Origin of the sequence: Anaeromyxobacter sp. K, assembly GCF_000020805.1 — a bacterium.
In the GTDB taxonomy this organism is placed as follows: domain Bacteria; phylum Myxococcota; class Myxococcia; order Myxococcales; family Anaeromyxobacteraceae; genus Anaeromyxobacter; species Anaeromyxobacter dehalogenans.
Map to the genome: position 1 here is coordinate 576,870 of NC_011145.1, position 16,781 is coordinate 593,650.

The following is a 16,781-nucleotide window of genomic DNA, read 5'->3' on the forward strand; positions in this document are numbered from 1 at the left end:
TCCGCTCGCCCCGCTGAACGTCCGCAACGGCGGGGCCGTCCGCTCGCCCTTCGACCTGGGCGAGCGGACGACCGGGAGTCCTCAGTAGCCGCCGCCCCCACCACCGCCGCCGCCACCGCCGCCGCCGGTGCCGGGGCGAGCGGGCGGTGGAGCGGGCTGGGCCGCCGGATCGATGGTGATGCTGCCGTTCGGCGTCGCCATGCCGCCCAGGTGCGTCGAGCAGTAGTAGGGGATGACCGTCCCCTGCGCGGCCGAGGCGGGGATGCTGAACGTGTGCACGCCGTTGAACGCGCCGGTGTCGAACGCGATGCCGCTCACCTCGCCGGGCGTGTACGCCCCCGGCGTCGCCTCGCTCGTCACCGAGTGCGCCATCGAGTCGTCGTTGATGACGGTGACCGTCGCGCCCGCCGGCACCTTCAGATCGAGCGGGTTGAAGCGCATGCCCGAGATCTGGATGTAGTAGCCGGCCGCCGTCGGGCGCGTGCTGGACGCGCTCCCGCTGTCGCTCGAGCCGCCGCACGCCGCCACGCCGGCGGCCGCCAGCGCGGCCGCTCCCAGCCTCCACGTCTTCCAGCTCATCATGGCTCACCTCCGCTGCCGGGCCGCGCGGGACGCGCTGCCGTGTCGCTCGCAGCATTCGATGACCAGGACACCCGGACGTTTCGCCGTGGCGCGCGGGCGCCCCGTCCGGCATCCGTCCCCGGTGGGCTTCACGCGGACGGGGTGGCGCGGCGGACGGCGAGCTTCGCGAGCTCCAGCACCGGCAGCACCGTGAGGGCCGCGCCCGTCACCAGCAGCCAGTCCGCCGCCGGGAGCGCGTAGGTGCCGAAGGCGGCCCGCAGCGGCGGCAGGTAGACGACCAGGAGCAGGAGGGCAAGCTCCCAGGCGATGGCGAGGTCGAGCCAGCGGTTCGCGAAGGGACGCCGCAGCACCGAGTGCCGCTCGGAGCGGAACGCGAACGCCTTCGCGAACTGCACCAGCACGAGCGACATGAAGCACATGGTCATGGCCTCGGCGTCGCCGCGACCCGAGGCGCGCGCCCAGGCGAACAGGCCCAGGTTGACGGCGGTGGACCAGGCGCCCCCGGTGGCGATGAGCGCCACCACCGGCCGCGTGAAGATCCCCGCCCGCGGATCCCGCGGCGGCTGCCGCATCAGGTCGGCGTCGGGCGGGTCGACCGCCAGCGCCAGCGCCGGGAGGCCGTCGGTGGCCAGGTTCACGTACAGGATCTGCACCGCCGTCAGCGGCAGCGGCAGGCCGAGCAGGGTGGCGGCGGCCATGAGCCCGATCTCGCCCACGTTCGAGGAGAGCAGGTACATGAGGTACTTCTTCACGTTCGCGAAGATGGCGCGGCCCTCCTCCACCGCGCCGACGATGGAGGCGAAGTTGTCGTCGGTGAGCGTCATCGCCGCCGCCTCGCGGGTGACGTCGGTGCCGGTGATGCCCATGGCCACGCCGATGTCCGCCTTCTTGAGCGCCGGCGCGTCGTTCACGCCGTCGCCGGTCATGGCCACCACCTCGCCGCGCGACTGCAGCGCGGTGACGATGCGCAGCTTGTCGGCGGGCGAGACCCGCGCGTAGACCTCGAGCGCCTGCACCCGCCCGGCCAGCTCCGCGTCGGAGAGGCGCGCCAGCTCGGGCCCGGTCACCACCGCGCCCGTGCGCAGGAGGCCCAGCTCCGCCGCGATGGCGCGGGCCGTGACCGGGTGGTCGCCGGTGATCATCACCACGCGCACGCCCGCCGCCGCGCACCGCTCCAGCGCCGCGCGCGCCTCCGGGCGCGGCGGGTCGATCATCCCGACCAGCCCGAGCAGCGTCAGGTCGCGGTCGGACTCCGCCAGCGAGACGCCCTCCCGGCGCGCCACCGCCAGCACGCGCAGCGCCCGCTCCGCCATGCCGCGCACCACCTCGGCCAGCGCCGCGCGGCCGGCCTCGTCGAGCGGCCGCTCGCCCTCGCCGCTCGCCACCCGGGCGCAGGCGGGGAGGAGCACCTCCGGCGCGCCCTTCACGAACGCCACCCGCCCGTGCTCGGTGCGGTGCAGCGTGGTCATCCGCTTCAGCTCGGAGGTGAAGGGGATCTCGCCGACCCGCGGCGCGCGCGCGTCCAGCTCGGCGCGGTCCAGGCCGGCCTTGAGCGCTGCCACCACCAGCGCCGCCTCGGTCGGATCCCCCGACACCGTCAGCTCGCCGGAGGGGGTGCGCTCCACCTTCGCGTCCGAGGCGAGCACGGCGCCGGCGAGCAGCGCGAGCAGGGCGGGCGGCGAGTCCACCGGCGCGCCGTCGTGGCGGAAGTCGCCCTCCACGCGGTAGCCGGACCCCGTCACCTCCAGCGTGCGCCCGTCCACGTGCAGCGCGCGGACGGTCATCTCGTCGCGGGTGAGCGTGCCGGTCTTGTCCGAGCAGATCACCGTGGTGGAGCCCAGCGTCTCCGCCGCCGCCAGCCGGCGCACGAGCGCGTTCCGGCGCGCCAGCCGCTGCACCCCCAGCGCGAGCGCGATGGTGACCACCGCCGGCAGCGCCTCCGGCACCACCGCCACCGCGAGCGCGATGGCGAACACGACCATCTCGAGGAACGGCTGGCCGCGCAGCAGCCCCAGCCCGGCGAGCAGCACCACCACCACGCCCGCCGCGCGCGCGAGCTGCGTCCCCACCCGGTCCAGCTCGAGCTGCAGCGGGGTGCGCGCCGGCTTCACCTCCGCCAGCATGCGGGCGATGGCGCCCAGCTCCGTGCTCGCGCCGGTGGCCACCACCACCGCGCGGCCGCGTCCGTAGGTCGCGGCGGTGCCGCCGAACAGCATGTCGGTCCGGTCGCCGACCGGGATGGGGCCGGCGGGGAGCGGCCCGGCCACCTTCGGCACCGGCACCGACTCGCCGGTGAGCGCCGCCTCGTCGGCCTGCAGGTTGACCGCCTCGATCACCCGGGCGTCGGCCGGGATCCGGTCGCCGGCGTGGACGAGCAGGAGATCGCCGGGCACCAGCTCGCGCGCCGGCACCCGGCGCTCGGCGCCGCCGCGGATCACCGTGGCGTGCGGCGCGGCCATCTGCCGGAGCGCCGCGAGCGCGTTCTCGGCCCGGTGCTCCTGCACGAAGCCGAGCACGACCGTGAACGCCAGGATCGCGCCGATGGTGAGCGCCTCGAGATCGTGGCCGAGGAACAGCGACAGCGCGATCGCCACCATCAGGATGACGACCAGCACGTTCTTGAACTGCGCCGCGAGCAGCGCGATCCAGGGCGCCCGGCGGCCGCGCGCCAGCTCGTTGGGGCCGTGCTCGGCGAGGCGGCGCGCCGCCTCCGCGGGATCGAGGCCGTCCGGTCCCGAGCCGAGCCGAGCGAGGGCCTCGTCGGCGGACAGCGCGTGCCACTCCGGGACGTTCGCCATCGGATCCCCGGCTCCCTGGGTGAGCGCGCCCAGTGTACGGCGCGGGCGCCGGGCCGCGCGCCGGAATCCGGGCCGGTGCGGCGGCGCGCCGCGCGGGTGCGGTAGGATGGGCGCATGAGCGCGTCCGCCCCCGTCCTGCTCGGCTACGGCACCCGCCCGCTCCCGTTCCCCTCCGGCGTGCCGGCGCGCGTGCTCGGCGCCCCGCCCGCGCCGGCGGTGGCCGACCTGCCCGCGGCGCTGGACGCGGCGCTCGCGCACCCGGAGGGCGCCCGGCCGCTGCAGGAGGTGGCCGGCCCGCGCACGCGCGTGCTGGTGATCGTGAGCGACGCCTCGCGCGACGAGCCGCGCGCCGAGCTGTTCGCGGCGGTGCGGCGCGCGCTCGCGGTGGTGCCCGACGACCACCTCACCGTCGGCGTCGCGAACGGCACGCACGGTCCCGGGCCGCTCGAGGCGCTCGGGCTTCCGGAGGACGTGTTCCGGCGGCACCGCGTGGTGAACCACGACGCGCGCGACGAGGCGTCGATGGTGGAGATGGGCCGCACCAGCCGCGGCACGCGCCTGCGGGTGAACCGGTGCGTGGCGGAGAGCGACCTCGTCGTCACCACCGGCCGGGTGAAGCCGCACTACTTCGCCGGCTGGGGCGGCGGCGCGAAGGGGATCTTCCCCGGGCTCGGGCACGACGACGACATCCGCCAGAACCACAAGCTGAAGGCCGACCCCGCCTCCAGCCTGGGCCGCGCCGACGGCAACCCGTGCCGCGAGGATCTGGAGGAGGCGATCCGGCGGCTCGGGCGCGACACGTACATGCTGAACGTGGTCGAGGCCGGCGGGGTGGTGCTGGGCGCGGTGGCGGGCGACGTGGTCTACGCGCACCGCGCCGGCGTGCGCATGGCGCGGCCGTGGTGCGAGGTCGCCGCCGAGCCCGCCGACGTGGTGGTGGTCTCGGCGCCGCTGCCGGTCTCCGGCAGCCTGTACCAGGCCTCGAAGCTGGTCCCGCCGGCGGGGATGCTGCTGCGGGAGGGCGGCGTGGTCGTCGTCTGCGCGGAGTGCCCCGGCGGCGTCGGGCCGCTCAGGACGGTCAACGAGGGCATCTTCCAGCTCGGCGTCCGCCGCTTCCTGCCCGAGCGCTACACGCTGCTCCTCGTCTCGGGCATGCCCGAGGCCACCGTCCGCGAGACCTACGCCACGTTCGCGCCCTCGCTGGAGGCGGCGCTCGCGAGCGCGCGGGAGATCGTCGGCAAGGCGGAGCCGGACGTCCTCGTCCTTCCGGACGCCGGCGATCTCGTCCCGCGGCGGCGCTGATCGCTTCGCGGGCGCGTGGTAATCTCGCGCTCCCGTGACCGACGAACCCATCCCGCAAGGCGGCAAGCTGTCCTCGTTCCGGCAGGTCCCGCGCACCGGCGTCATCTACGCGACGTCCGAGGCGACCAAGCTCGGCTTCTCGATGCAGGATCCGGAGTGGTGCAACCTCGGGCAGGGGCAGCCCGAGACCGGCCCGCTGTCCGGCGCGCCCGACCGCGTCCACTCCGTCGCCGTGTCGGTGGACGACCAGGAGTACGCGCCGGTCGCCGGCCTCTGGGAGCTGCGCGAGGAGGTGGCCGGCCTCTACAACCGGCTCTACCGCCGCGGCCTGCCGTCCCAGTACAAGGCCGAGAACGTCTCCATCTCCGGCGGCGGCCGCACCTCGCTCACCCGCGCGGCGGCGAGCCTCGGGCGCGTGAACATGGGGCACTTCCTGCCCGACTACACCGCCTACGAGGAGCTGCTCGACCTGTTCCGCACCTTCACGCCCATCCCCATCCTGCTGGAGGGCGAGCGCGGGTACGCGTTCACGGTGGACGACCTGCGCCGCGAGGTGACCGGCCGCGGGCTCTCGGCGCTCCTGCTCTCGAACCCGTGCAACCCCACCGGCAAGCTGGTGCAGGGCGAGGAGCTGGCGCGCTGGGTGGAGCTGGCGCGCGAGCTCGAGTGCGCCATGCTGATGGACGAGTTCTACTCGCACTACGTCTGGACCGCGCCGCCGGGCCGGCTGCCGGTGGAGAGCGCGGCGCGCTACGTCGAGGACGTGGACCGGGATCCCATCGTGCTGTTCGACGGGCTCACCAAGAACTGGCGCTACCCGGGCTGGCGCGTCACCTGGACGGTCGGGCCGCGCAAGGTCATCGACGCGGTGGCGAGTGCCGGCTCGTTCCTCGACGGCGGCGGCTCGAAGCCGCTGCAGCGCGCCGCGATCCCGCTGCTCGCCGAGGAGGCGGTGCGCCAGGAGACCGAGGCCATCCACCGCAGCTTCGGCGAGAAGCGCCGCCACATGCTCGACGCGCTCGAGACCATGGGCGTCCGCATCGACCGCGCGCCGGACGGCACGTTCTACGTCTGGGGCAACCTCGCCAACCTGCCGGCGCCGCTCAACGACGGCATGGGCTTCTTCCGCGAGGCGCTGCGCCGCAAGGTGATCGTGGTGCCCGGCGAGTTCTTCGACGTGAACCCCGGCAAGCGCCGCGCCCGCCACGTCGCCCGGTTCCGCTCCTACGTGCGCTTCTCCTTCGGCCCCTCGCTGGAGACGCTGGAGAAGGCGTTCGGCCGGCTCGCGGCGATGATCCAGGAGCGGTCGTCCTCGACCGCGTCGGTGGGGTAGGCCGCAGGGCCTCGCCGGCCGCTAGTGCCGGTGCCCGTGACCGTGGCCATGGCCATGGTCGTGGGTGTGCTCGGCGGCGTGGTCGTGCGCGTGCGCGTGGGTCGTGCCGTCCGCGTGCGTGTGCTCGTGCCCGTGCTCGTGCGTGTGCGTGTGCGACCGCGCGTGCGCCGGCCTCAGGATGGGCCGCCGCAGCTCCTCCAGCCACGCGATCCAGCGGTCCATGCCCTCGCCGGTGCGAGCGGACAGCTCGATCACCTTCGCGGTCGGCATGACGTGCGCGATGGCGTCGCGGAGCTTCGGGAGATCCACGTCGAGGTGGGGGACGAGGTCCACCTTGCTGACCAGCACCAGGTCCGCCGCCTTGAACATCACCGGGTACTTGAGCGGCTTGTCCTCGCCCTCGGTGACCGAGAGCACCACCACGTTCGCCGCCTGGCCCAGGTCGTAGATGGCCGGGCACACCAGGTTTCCGACGTTCTCGATGAAGAAGACGTCGGTGTCGCGCCAGGGGAAGTCGTGCAGGCTGCGGTGCACCAGCTCGGCGTCGAGGTGGCACGCCTGGCCGGTGGTGATCGCCTTCGACGGGATGCCCGCCTTCTCGAGCCGGCGCGCGTCGTTGTCGGTGGCGAGGTCGGCGGACACCGCGCCGAGCTTCCAGCCCTTCGTCGCCGCGGCCTTCGCGGTCGCCTCGAGCACGCCGGTCTTCCCGGCGCCCGGCGAGCCCATGATGTTGAGCGCCAGGACGCCGGCCTCGAGGAAGTGCTCCCGGTTGTGGCGGGCGGCGCGATCGTTGCCGGCCAGGATCTTCTCGTGCAGCTCCACCGGGACGAGCTCGGGGTCACCGCAGCCGCAGGTCGTGCACATCAGGGCACCTCCATGTCGATGCTGTCGAGGGTGAGCGCGTCCGAGCCCTCGTCGAGCCGGGCCGGGACGTCGCAGGTCGGGCAGCGCAGGACCGCGCCGCGCGCGATGGGGGCGCGGCAGGTCGGGCAGGACCAGCGCGCCTCCAGGCGCTTCAGGGTGAGCGGGGTGTCGGCGCACAGGCTGCCGGCGCGGAACGTCTCGTAGGCGGTGCGGAACAGCTCCGGGTCCACGCCGGAGAGCTCGCCCACGCTCACGGTGAGCGAGCGGATCGCGACCGCCTCGCGCCGCCGCGCCTCCTGCTCCACGCGCCGGACCAGCGCCTCCACCAGGGAATACTCGTGCATGCGGCTCGCCCTGCCTAGCAGATGCGCGGCAGGAGCTCCCCCTCGGGCTCGGCCAGCATCCGCCTGCCGAACCCGGTGTCGAGGATGACCGCGCCGGGCCGCTCGGCGATGGCCCGGGCGAACACGGTGGCGCGCGCGCCGAGCGGGTGCGCCCGCAGCGCCGCCAGCACCTTGTCGGCCGAGCGGGCCCGCACGCCGATGACCGCCTTGCCCTCGTTCGCGACGAGCAGCGGGTCGATGCCGATCATCTCGCCGGCGGCGCGCACCTCGTCGTTGACCGGCAGCGACGGCTCGTCCACCACGATGCCGACGCCGCCCTTCGCCGCCATCTCGTGCAGCACGCCCGCCACGCCGCCGCGGGTCGGGTCCTTCATCGCGACCACGTCCTCGCCGCCGGCGGCGAGCGCCGCGCGCACCAGGCCGTTGATGGGCGCGACGTCGGAGCGGAGGTCGCCCTCCAGCCGCAGGTCGTGCCGGCGCGCCATCACGGCCATGCCGTGGTCGCCGATGGAGCCGGTGACGACGAGCAGGTCGCCGGCGCGCAGCCCGGCGTCCGAGACCACCCGGTCCGCCAGCGCCACGCCGGTGGTGTTGAGCACGATGCCGTCCACCTGGCCCTTGCCCATCACCTTGGTGTCGCCGGTGACGAAGGGCGCGCCGGCCTCCTTCGCCGTCTCGCGCATCGACGCCACCACCCGCTCCAGGTCGCCGCGCGGGAAGCCCTCCTCGAGGATGACCGCGCAGGTCAGCCCCACCGGCTCGGTGGCGCCCATCATGGCGAGGTCGTTCACCGTGCCGGAGACGCTGATCCGGCCGATGTCGCCGCCCGGGAAGAAGATGGGGTGCACCACGTGCGAGTCGGTGGTGATCACCAGCCAGCGGTCGCCGACGCGGATGGCCGCGCCGTCGTCCAGCGCCGACAGCCCGATGCCGTCCACCGGCGACGCGAGCGAGAGGAACACGTCCTCGATGAGCTGGCGCATGGCGCGCCCGCCGGAGCCGTGCTTCAGGCCGATCTTCTGCTGCGCCTTCGTGTCCATGGGTCTCCGCGCCCTCCTGCCTAGCCGACCTTGCGCAGATCCGGCACGCCGCCGTACGTGTGCCAGATCCGGCACTGTCCCTCCGACGACACCATGCACGCGCCCACCGGCGACTCCGGGACGCAGGTGGTGCCGAACAGCGCGCAGTGCTCCGGGGTGGCGAGGCCGAGCATGATCCGGCCGCAGATGCACCCCTTCGCCTCCTCCTCCGCCGCCGCGTCGCGCACGCCCGCGGTGTCGATCCGGAAGCGCCGGCGCGCGTCGAGCGCGCCCAGCTCGGGCACCAGCTCCAGGTTGCCGCCCGGGACCTCGGCGATGCCGCGCCACCGGCCGGTCACGGTGCGGAACGCGCGCCACAGCGAGCGCTGCGCGGGGAGGTTGCCCTCCTTCGTGACGCAGCGCGGGTAGACGTTCGCGACCTCCGGCCGGCCCTCGCGGATGAGCTCGGTGAGCTTCACCAGCGCCGCCAGGATGTCGAGCGGCTCGAACCCGGCCACCACCACCGGCGCGCCGGTGCGGGCCGCGAACGGCTCGAAGATCGCCCAGCCGGTGATGATCGCGGCGTGGCCGGCCGCGATGTAGCCCTCGATGTGCGTCTCCTTCGACGCGGCCACGATCTCCATCGCCGCCGGCACGTACTTGTGGACCGAGAGGATGGAGAAGTTCGGGGGCGGCGAGGCGAGCGCCACCGCCGCGGTGGCCACCGCGGTGGTCTCGAAGCCGCTCGCCAGGAACACCACCTGCTCGTCGGGGTGCGCCTGCGCCAGCTCCGCCGCCTGGGAGATCGAGTACACCACCTCGACCTTGCCGCCGTCCGCCTGCGCGTCGGCGAGGGAGCGCGCCGTGCCGGGCAGCCGCAGCATGTCACCGTAGGTGCACACGCGCACGCCCTGGCCGGCCAGCGCCACCGCCTCGTCCACCTCGGGGCCGTCGGTGACGCAGACCGGGCAGCCCGGGCCCATGATGAGCTCCAGGCCGGGCGGGAGCACCGCGCGCAGGCCGAAGCGGGCGATGGCCTGCTCGTGGCTGCCGCACACGTGCATCACCGACACCTCGCGGCCGATGGCGTCCATGTTGTGGCGGAGCGCCTCGGCGAGCGCGCGGGCGCGGGCCGGATCGCGGAACTTGAGCTGCCGGAAGAGATCCTCGTTCGACATCGCGGGGCCTCCCTACTTCTGGTCCTTCCCGGCGGCCATCTCGCCCCGGACGTCGGCGGCCATGAGGTCCTCCTTCGCGCCGGAGACCTCCAGGATCTGATCGAACAGCGCCAGCGTCTCCTGGACCTCCTCCGGCGGGATGCGCCGGATCGCGAAGCCCACGTGGTTGAGCACGTAGTCGCCGACCTGCACCGGCTCGTCCACGATGTCGAGGCGGAGCGACTTGCGCACGCCGAAGAAGTCCACCGTGGCGTCGAGCCCGTCGATGGCGATGACCTTCCCTGGAACCCCGAGGCACATGTCTTTCCGTCTCCTCCAGCGGCCGGCGCTAGGCGCGGGCCACCGCGTCGGCGACCACCGCCTGGCCGAGCGCGATCCCGCCGTCGCCGGGCGGCACCTCGCCGTGCTGGTATACCGCGAACTCCCCTTCCAGCCGCGCGCGGATCGCCTCCGCGAGCCGCGCGTTCTGGAAGCAGCCGCCGGTCAGCACCACCGGCAGCTTCCCGGCCCGGCGCGCCGCGCGCCGGACCTGCTCGGCGCCGGCCGCGGCGAGCGCCGCGTGGAACCGGGCCGACATCTCCCCCGCCGGCCGGGCCGCGAGGACGTCCGCGGCGAGCGCGCGCCAGAGCGGGCGCAGGTCGAGCGCCTCCACCGGCCCGGACGCGTCGAGGTCGAACGGGTAGGGCGGGGCCTCGTGCCCGTGGGCGGCCGCGTCGAGCGCGAGCGCCACCTGGCCCTCGAAGCGCGTCGACGGGCGGCAGAGCGCCAGCGCGCCCGCGGCGTCGAAGGCGCGGCCGGCCCCGTGCGCGGGCGGCGCGTTCAGACCGGTGGCCAGCATGCGGCGGACCACCTCCAGCTCCCGCGCCGGCACCCCCGCGAACAGGGGGAGCCGGTCGAGCGGCGCGTCCTCGCCGAACGCGTCGAGCAGCGCGGCGAGCGCGATGCGCCAGGGATCGCGGATGGCGCGGTCGCCGCCCGCGAGCAGCACCGGCCGGAAGGTGGCGAGCCGGTCGAACCGCGCCGCCTCGGCCAGCAGCAGCTCCCCGCCCCAGGACGCGCCGTCGGTCCCGAGCCCGGTGCCGTCCCAGCACAGCGCCAGCACCGGGCCCTCGAGCCCGTGCTCGGCCATGCAGGCGGCCGCGTGCGCGTGGTGGTGCTGGACCTCGACGAGCGGGAGCGCCAGCGCCGCGGCGCGCTCGCGGGCCCAGCGCGTGGAGAGGTAGAGCGGGTGGAGGTCGCAGGCGAGCAGCTCGGGGCGGAAGGCGAGGAACGTCTCCAGCCGCGCCACCGCCGCCTCGAACGCGCCGTAGGTCTCGAGGCCGTCGAGGTCGCCCACGTGCGGGCCCAGGGTGGCCTCGTCCCCGCGCGCCAGGCAGCAGGCGTTCTTGAGCTGCGCGCCCGCCGCCAGCACCGGGCGGGCGAAGCGCCGCGCGGTGCGCACCGGGCGCGGCACGAACCCGCGGCTGCGGCGCATGACCATGGGCCGCCCCGCCACCACCCGCGCCACCGAGTCGTCGCAGCGCGACGCGATGGGCCGGTCGTGCACCAGGAACAGGTCGGCGATGCCCGCGAGCCGCGCCAGCGCCTCGCCGTCGTCGAAGGCGATGGGCTCGTCGGAGAGGTTCGCGCTCGTCATCACCAGCGGCACGCCGGCGTCGGCGAGGAGCAGGTGGTGGAGCGGCGCGTACGCCAGCATGAGCCCGACGATGGGGCTGCCCGGCGCGAGCTCGGGCGCGAGCGCCGCGCCCGGGCGGCGCCGGCACAGCACGATGGGGCGCTCGGGCGACGTGAGCAGCGCCGCCTCGGCCGGCGAGACCTCGGCGAGCGCCCGCGCGGCGTCGAGGTCGGCCACCATCACCGCGAGCGGCTTCTCCTCGCGCCTCTTCCGCTCGCGCAGCGTCCGGACCGCGGCGGGCGCGCTCGCGTCGCAGGCGAGGTGGTACCCGCCGAGCCCCTTCACCGCGGCGATCCCGCCCGCCCGCAGCAGGCCGGCGCAGTCGCGGATCGGGTCGGCGGAGGGCCGCGGCGCGCCGGCGGCGTCGCGGAGCGCGACGCGCGGGCCGCACGCGGGGCAGGCGTTCGGCTGCGCGTGGAAGCGCCGGTCGAGCGGATCGCCGTACTCGCGCGCGCAGGCCGGGCACATCCGGAAGCCGGCCATGGTGGTGGCGGGCCGGTCGTAGGGGACGCCGAGCGCGATGGTGAAGCGCGGGCCGCAGGCGGTGCAGTTCGTGAACGGGTAGCGGTGGCGGCGATCGGCGGGGTCGCCGAGCTCCCGCAGGCACTCGGGGCAGGTGGCGAGATCCGGCGGGATGGCGACCCGGCGCTCGGCCGACCTGCCGCTCTCCACGATCTCGAAGCGCGGCGCCGCCTCGGCGGGGATCGCCTCGGCGCGCAGCGCGGCGATCGAGGCTGCAGGCGGGCGGTCGCTCACCAGGCGGGCCTGAAACGCGTCGAGCGCGGCGGACGTACCGAACGCCTCGATGGTCACGCCGGCGGCGTCGTTCCGGACGCGGCCGGTCACGCCGGTCTGGTGCGCGAGCCGGTAGACGAACGGACGGAAGCCCACGCCCTGCACCGTGCCGCTCACGGCGATGCGTCGCCCTTCGGCGGAGAGGTCCGGCCCGCCGTCTGTGGTCCGCTGCGTGGTCATGCGGCGCGGCGCGTGCGCCTCGGCCTTCCGTGCTGGGGCGGCGCGAGCTTACCGCCGCGCGTTTCGCCGCCGCAACGCACGGCAGCCACCCGGTCGATCAACGTCCGCTTGCCCGTCGCGCATTCCCTGCGGGCGGGCACGGCGCTAGCCGGCGCGGCCCTTCTCCCACCACAGGTCCGGCTCGGCGGGCGGGTCACGGGGCCGCGGCGCGATGCCCAGCGCCCGGAGCTCGGAGAGCACCTGCTCGACCGCTGCCGGCACCGCCGCCTGCACCGCCGGGGAGAGCGCGCACCCGAGATCGGTCCGCTCCGCCACCACGCCCACCAGGCGCACGGTGGCCGGGCACACGCCCATGAACTCCGCGTTCATCACCGCCTCGCGCAGCCCGGGCTCGTGGGGGCTCACGGCCAGCACCGGCGAGCGCTTCACCAGGTCCTCGCGCGAGTAGGTCCGCAGCTCGCCCGGCGCGGCGCGCGCCTTCACCGCGTCCACCAGGACGGCCGCGTCGAGGCCGGCGAAGTAGGCGGTGAGGTCGAGGCCGGGCGTGCCGGCGTCCACCACCTCGACGCCGGGCAGCTCCCAGCCCGCCTCCAGCACCTTCACCACGTACGGCCCGACGGCGTCGTCGCCGGTGAGCACGTTGCCGATGCCGAACACCGCGATGCGCGCCACCCCGGGCCTCCTCCCCGCGCGGCGGGGCCTCCGAAAAGACCGATCCCGTCCTCGGCGGTCGAGGACGGGATCGGGTGTACCACTCGACGCAGGAAGCTACAGCACCTTCACCCGCGAGATCTCCTCACCCTCCGCGTCCACGGTGTGGATCGCGCAGGCGAGGCACGGGTCGAACGAGTGGATCGTGCGGAGCGCCTCGAGCGGCAGCTTCGGATCGGCGATGGGGTTGCCGACGAGCGACTTCTCGTACGGCCCGAGGGCGCCGCTCGCGTCGCGGGGCCCGGCGTTCCAGGTCGAGGGCACGACGGCCTGGTAGTTCTTCAGCTTCATGCCCTTCTTGTCGGCCTCGATCACGCACCAGTGCGAGAGCGTGCCGCGCGGCGCCTCGTGGAAGCCGACGCCCTTGTAGATGCCGGGCTTCAGGTTCGCCATCGGGTCCACCCAGATGCGCGTGTCGCCCTTGCCGATGTTCTCGACCAGGAGCTTCCACTGCTTCTGGGCCATCTCGGCCATCATGGCCGCGCGGATGGCGCGCGCCGCGTGGCGGCCGAGCGTGGAGTGGAGGTGGGCCGGGGTGAGGTCGATCTTGTGGACCGCCTTCACCGCGCCGATGGCCGCGGTGGCCCACCGGGTGGTGGGCTCGTGGCCGGAGGCGAGGCCCACCAGCACGCAGGCGAGCGGCCCGACCTGCACCGCCTTGCCCTCGAGCCGCGGCGCCTTCACCCAGGTGTAGCGGTCGGGCGCCGGCGTCTCGTGCTTCCACTCACCGGCGAACTTCGGCTTGTCGTCCTCCTCCCACGGCCCCTTGGCCCACGCGCCGTCGTAGTGGGCGTGCGCGATCGACTCCGTCACGTTCTGCTTCAGGTAGTCGTCGTTCCAGCCCGTGATCTTGTGCGCGACCTCGAGCTTGCCGTTCCAGAGCACGCCGCCCGGGATGTCGAACTTCGACATCTTCTCGTCGAGCGGGAGCTCGGGCACCGAGAGGTAGTTCGTCACCCCCGCGCCGTACTTGAACCAGTCCGGGTAGAAGCCGCCGATGGCGGCCACGTCGGGCAGGTAGCACTGCTGGATGAAGGTGGCGACCTCGTCGATGAGGGTCTTCACCTGGTACAGCTTCTCCATGTTCAGCGCGGCCGGGCTGTCCAGGTTGATGGCGTTGGCGACCCCGCCCACCGCCAGGTTCTGGATGTTCGGCGTCTTCGAGCCGAGGATCGCCACCGCCATGTTGGCCTTGCGCTGGATCTCCAGCGCCTGGAGGTAGTGCGCGACCGCGAGCAGGTTCACCTCCGGCGAGAGCTTCATCGCCGGGTGGCCCCAGTAGCCGTTGGTGAAGATGCCCATCTGCCCGGCCTTCACGAAGCCCTCGAGGCGCGCCTTCACCGCCGCGAGCTCGTGCTTCGAGTTGCCCGGCCAGCTGGAGATCGACTCGGCGAGCTGCGCCGCCTTCACCGGGTCGGCCTTCAGGGCGCTGGTCACGTCCACCCAGTCCAGCGCGGACAGCTGGTAGAAGTGCACGATGTGGTCGTGCAGCGTGTGCGCCGTGACGATGAGGTTGCGGATGAGCTGCGCGTTCAGCGGGATCTCGAGGCCGAGCGCGTTCTCGACGCTGCGCACCGAGGCGATCGCGTGCACGGTGGTGCACACGCCGCAGATGCGCTGCGTGAAGATCCAGGCGTCGCGGGGATCGCGGCCCTGGAGGATGGTCTCGATGCCGCGCCACATGGTGCCCGAGGACCAGGCGTTCTTGACCGCGCCGCCGTCGACCTCGACGTCGATGCGGAGGTGACCCTCGATGCGCGTGACCGGGTCGATGGTGATGAGCTTGCTCATTTAGGCACCCCTCAGTGGCCGGAAGCGGCCCGGACCTCGCCGCGGCCGATCGTGGACTTCTTCCCCTGGTCGACGACGACGACGGGGAACAGGCGGGAGATGAAGATGAAGATGGCCATGCCGACCGCGGCCATGCCGACGGTGACGACGGTCTCGCCGAGCGACGGGAAGTAGTCCCAGCCCGCGGCGATGGACTTGCCGTCGGCGGTCCAGCCGGCCGGCCGGTACATGGTCATGTACGTGTCGGCGCGGTAGACGGCGCCGGCGAGCAGGGCCAGGAGCGCGGCGCCGAACAGCTTGCCGCGGTTCCGCTGCACGCCGGGCATGACGAACATGACCGCCGGCGCGATGAACAGGGCCAGCTCCACCACGAACAGGAAGGTGGCGAAGTCGGCGCCGAGGAAGCGGAGCTTGCCGTTCAGGACGACGTCGCCGAGCCGGAGCACCACGTACAGCAGCAGGAAGCCCGCGTTCACCTTGGACATGCTGGCGAACAGCGCCTGGTCCTGCTTCGCGTTCCAGTTGAGCCGCAGGATGTTCACCAGCACCACCACCGCGCCGTAGCCCATCGACAGGCAGGAGACGAGGAAGAGGGTGGGGAGCAGCGCGGTGTGCCAGAGCGGGTGGAGCTTCGGGCCGGCGATGAGGTACAGGCCGCCCAGCGAGCTCTGGTGCATGGTGGGGAGCAGGATGGCGAGCGCGATGATGTAGGGCATCGCCTTCGCCATGCGCGCGCCCCACTTCTTCCCGATGGCGGACCACCGGGGCGACTTGCTCTGGGCGGCGCCGTCGAAGACCGCCGGCAGCACCTCGATCCAGAGGACCATCACGTACATCATCACGCAGACCGCGACCTCGAGGAGCGCGGAGCTGAGGTTCCACCACGGGACGATGGGCAGCGTCACCGCGTTCCAGTAGCGGCCCAGCGCGATCATGATCGAGCTGCCGCCCAGGGTGTACGCGATGGCGCCGAGCAGCACCGCCGGCCGCACCAGGCCGTGGTACTGGCCCTTGTTGAGCAGGTAGCAGAGGAGCCCGACGCCGTAGGCGCCGGCGCCGATGCCGGTGAAGACGACGACGTTGATCGGCTCCCAGATGCCCCAGGTGAAGCCGTCGGTCATGTTGGAGACCGCGCCGACGCCCATCACGAAGCGGTACGCCATCACCACGGCGGAGACGCCGAAGACGGCGAGCAGGATCTTCATGAGGGGGTCGAGCATCTTCCCCCCGATGGCCTGCGGGTGGTCGTGGCCGCTCATCGCTTGCCCTCCTCGCCGTGCTCGGCGGCCTCTTCCTTCTTCTTGTTGCGGTTGATGACGAAGGCCATCGCCGCGTACAGCGCGATCGGCGTCACGCCGTGCAGGTACGGCGCGTGCGAGACGCTCTCCGAGAACTCGGCCTGCGAGCGCTCGGGGAGGTCGGGCAGGCCGAGGTCGTGGAACTGGACCCCCGCGGCGGCGAGGTACAGCACCTGCGTGCCGCCGCCGTCGTGCTCGCCGTAGACGTGCGGGTTGTAGCGCTGCGGGTCGGCGGCGACGCGCCGCTTCGCCTCGGCGAGCAGGTCCTTGCGGTAGCCGAAGACGACCGCCTCGCGCGGGCAGACCTCGCAGCAGGCGGGGTTCGCGACCGCGTACGGGCCGGTCTTCTGCTCGTCGCGGCGGTGCCGGCACAGCTCGCACTTCACGATGGCCGGGAACGCCTCGAACCACTCGAACTTGGGGACGTTGAAGGCGCAGCCGATCTGGCAGTAGCGGCAGCCGACGCAGGTCCACTTGTCCCAGAGGACGATGCCGGTGCCCTTCTTCTCGCCCTTGAAGTCGCGCTTCCCCTCGCCCTCCTTGTGCAGCGCGCCCAGCATGCAGACGGACACGCAGGAGGGATCGACGCAGTGCATGCACTGCTGCTTCATGTAGTGCTGCACGTCGCCGGCGGGGAACGCCTTGATGACGTTCTTGGTGGTGCTGTTCAGGTCGTTCGGCGCGTCGTAGACGCCGCCGTTCGCCTCCACCTTGTCCTCGGGGAGCTTGTTCGAGGCCTTGCAGGCGCTCTGGCAGGCGCGGCAGCCCACGCAGAGCGTCGAGTCGAACAGCATGCCCACCGCGTCGGGGAGCGGCTCGATCTCGTGCCGGGCCTCCGCCGTGGCCGGGATGGCGACGGCGGCTCCCGCGGCGACCGCTCCCTTGAGCAGGTCTCGTCGAGAGATGGTCAT

14 protein-coding genes are annotated in these 16,781 nt (G+C 73.6%); 2 read left to right on the forward strand and 12 right to left on the reverse strand.

Annotated elements, in window-relative coordinates; translation table 11 throughout:
* Positions 1-81: 81 nt before the first annotated feature.
* Both ANAEK_RS02470 and ANAEK_RS02475 read right to left on the reverse strand, forming a co-directional pair.
* Complete coding sequence (locus ANAEK_RS02470; RefSeq protein WP_012524572.1) at positions 82-582, reverse strand: hypothetical protein; 501 nt, start codon at positions 580-582, stop codon at positions 82-84.
* A 128-nt stretch (positions 583-710) separates the two neighbouring features.
* Positions 711-3,380, reverse strand: coding sequence for a cation-translocating P-type ATPase (locus ANAEK_RS02475; protein WP_012524573.1), 2,670 nt, complete (start codon positions 3,378-3,380; stop codon positions 711-713).
* 114 nt (positions 3,381-3,494) lie between these two features.
* Between ANAEK_RS02475 and ANAEK_RS02480 the strand changes: the two genes are divergently transcribed.
* Both ANAEK_RS02480 and ANAEK_RS02485 read left to right on the forward strand, forming a co-directional pair.
* Positions 3,495-4,682: a lactate racemase domain-containing protein gene (locus ANAEK_RS02480; protein ID WP_012524574.1), complete on the forward strand. Its 1,188-nt coding sequence runs from the start codon at positions 3,495-3,497 to the stop codon at positions 4,680-4,682.
* A gap of 34 nt (positions 4,683-4,716) precedes the next feature.
* The gene (locus ANAEK_RS02485) at positions 4,717-6,015 is read left to right on the forward strand and encodes a pyridoxal phosphate-dependent aminotransferase (RefSeq protein ID WP_012524575.1); all 1,299 of its coding nucleotides are present in this window, start codon (positions 4,717-4,719) and stop codon (positions 6,013-6,015) included.
* Positions 6,016-6,036: 21 nt separating this feature from the next.
* Here ANAEK_RS02485 and hypB read toward each other — a convergent pair whose 3' ends face one another.
* The 10 genes from hypB to hybA all read right to left on the reverse strand — a co-directional run bounded on the left by hypB (position 6,037) and on the right by hybA (position 16,781).
* Positions 6,037-6,879, reverse strand: coding sequence for a hydrogenase nickel incorporation protein HypB (gene hypB, locus ANAEK_RS02490; protein WP_012524576.1), 843 nt, complete (start codon positions 6,877-6,879; stop codon positions 6,037-6,039).
* A complete protein-coding gene (locus tag ANAEK_RS02495) occupies positions 6,879-7,223 on the reverse strand; it encodes a hydrogenase maturation nickel metallochaperone HypA (RefSeq protein WP_012524577.1) in 345 nt (114 codons plus the stop codon). The genes hypB and ANAEK_RS02495 overlap by 1 nt, the downstream gene beginning before the upstream one ends.
* A gap of 14 nt (positions 7,224-7,237) precedes the next feature.
* Entirely contained in the window at positions 7,238-8,263 is a 1,026-nt protein-coding gene (gene hypE / locus ANAEK_RS02500; protein ID WP_012524578.1) for a hydrogenase expression/formation protein HypE, read from the reverse strand.
* 20 nt (positions 8,264-8,283) lie between these two features.
* Entirely contained in the window at positions 8,284-9,420 is a 1,137-nt protein-coding gene (hypD, locus tag ANAEK_RS02505) for a hydrogenase formation protein HypD (protein WP_012524579.1), read from the reverse strand.
* Positions 9,421-9,432: 12 nt separating this feature from the next.
* Positions 9,433-9,720, reverse strand: a complete 288-nt coding sequence (locus tag ANAEK_RS02510) for a HypC/HybG/HupF family hydrogenase formation chaperone (protein WP_011419534.1) — start codon at positions 9,718-9,720, stop codon at positions 9,433-9,435.
* A gap of 28 nt (positions 9,721-9,748) precedes the next feature.
* A complete protein-coding gene (hypF, locus tag ANAEK_RS02515; protein WP_012524580.1) occupies positions 9,749-12,070 on the reverse strand; it encodes a carbamoyltransferase HypF in 2,322 nt (773 codons plus the stop codon).
* Between the two features lie 144 nt (positions 12,071-12,214).
* Positions 12,215-12,742, reverse strand: a complete 528-nt coding sequence (locus ANAEK_RS02520; protein ID WP_012524581.1) for a hydrogenase maturation protease — start codon at positions 12,740-12,742, stop codon at positions 12,215-12,217.
* Between the two features lie 96 nt (positions 12,743-12,838).
* The gene (locus ANAEK_RS02525) at positions 12,839-14,572 is read right to left on the reverse strand and encodes a nickel-dependent hydrogenase large subunit (RefSeq protein ID WP_012524582.1); all 1,734 of its coding nucleotides are present in this window, start codon (positions 14,570-14,572) and stop codon (positions 12,839-12,841) included.
* An 11-nt stretch (positions 14,573-14,583) separates the two neighbouring features.
* On the reverse strand, positions 14,584-15,831 hold the full coding sequence (locus tag ANAEK_RS02530) for a Ni/Fe-hydrogenase cytochrome b subunit (protein ID WP_012524583.1): 1,248 nt from the start codon (positions 15,829-15,831) through the stop codon (positions 14,584-14,586).
* A complete protein-coding gene (hybA, locus tag ANAEK_RS02535; RefSeq protein WP_012524584.1) occupies positions 15,828-16,781 on the reverse strand; it encodes a hydrogenase 2 operon protein HybA in 954 nt (317 codons plus the stop codon). The genes ANAEK_RS02530 and hybA overlap by 4 nt, the downstream gene beginning before the upstream one ends.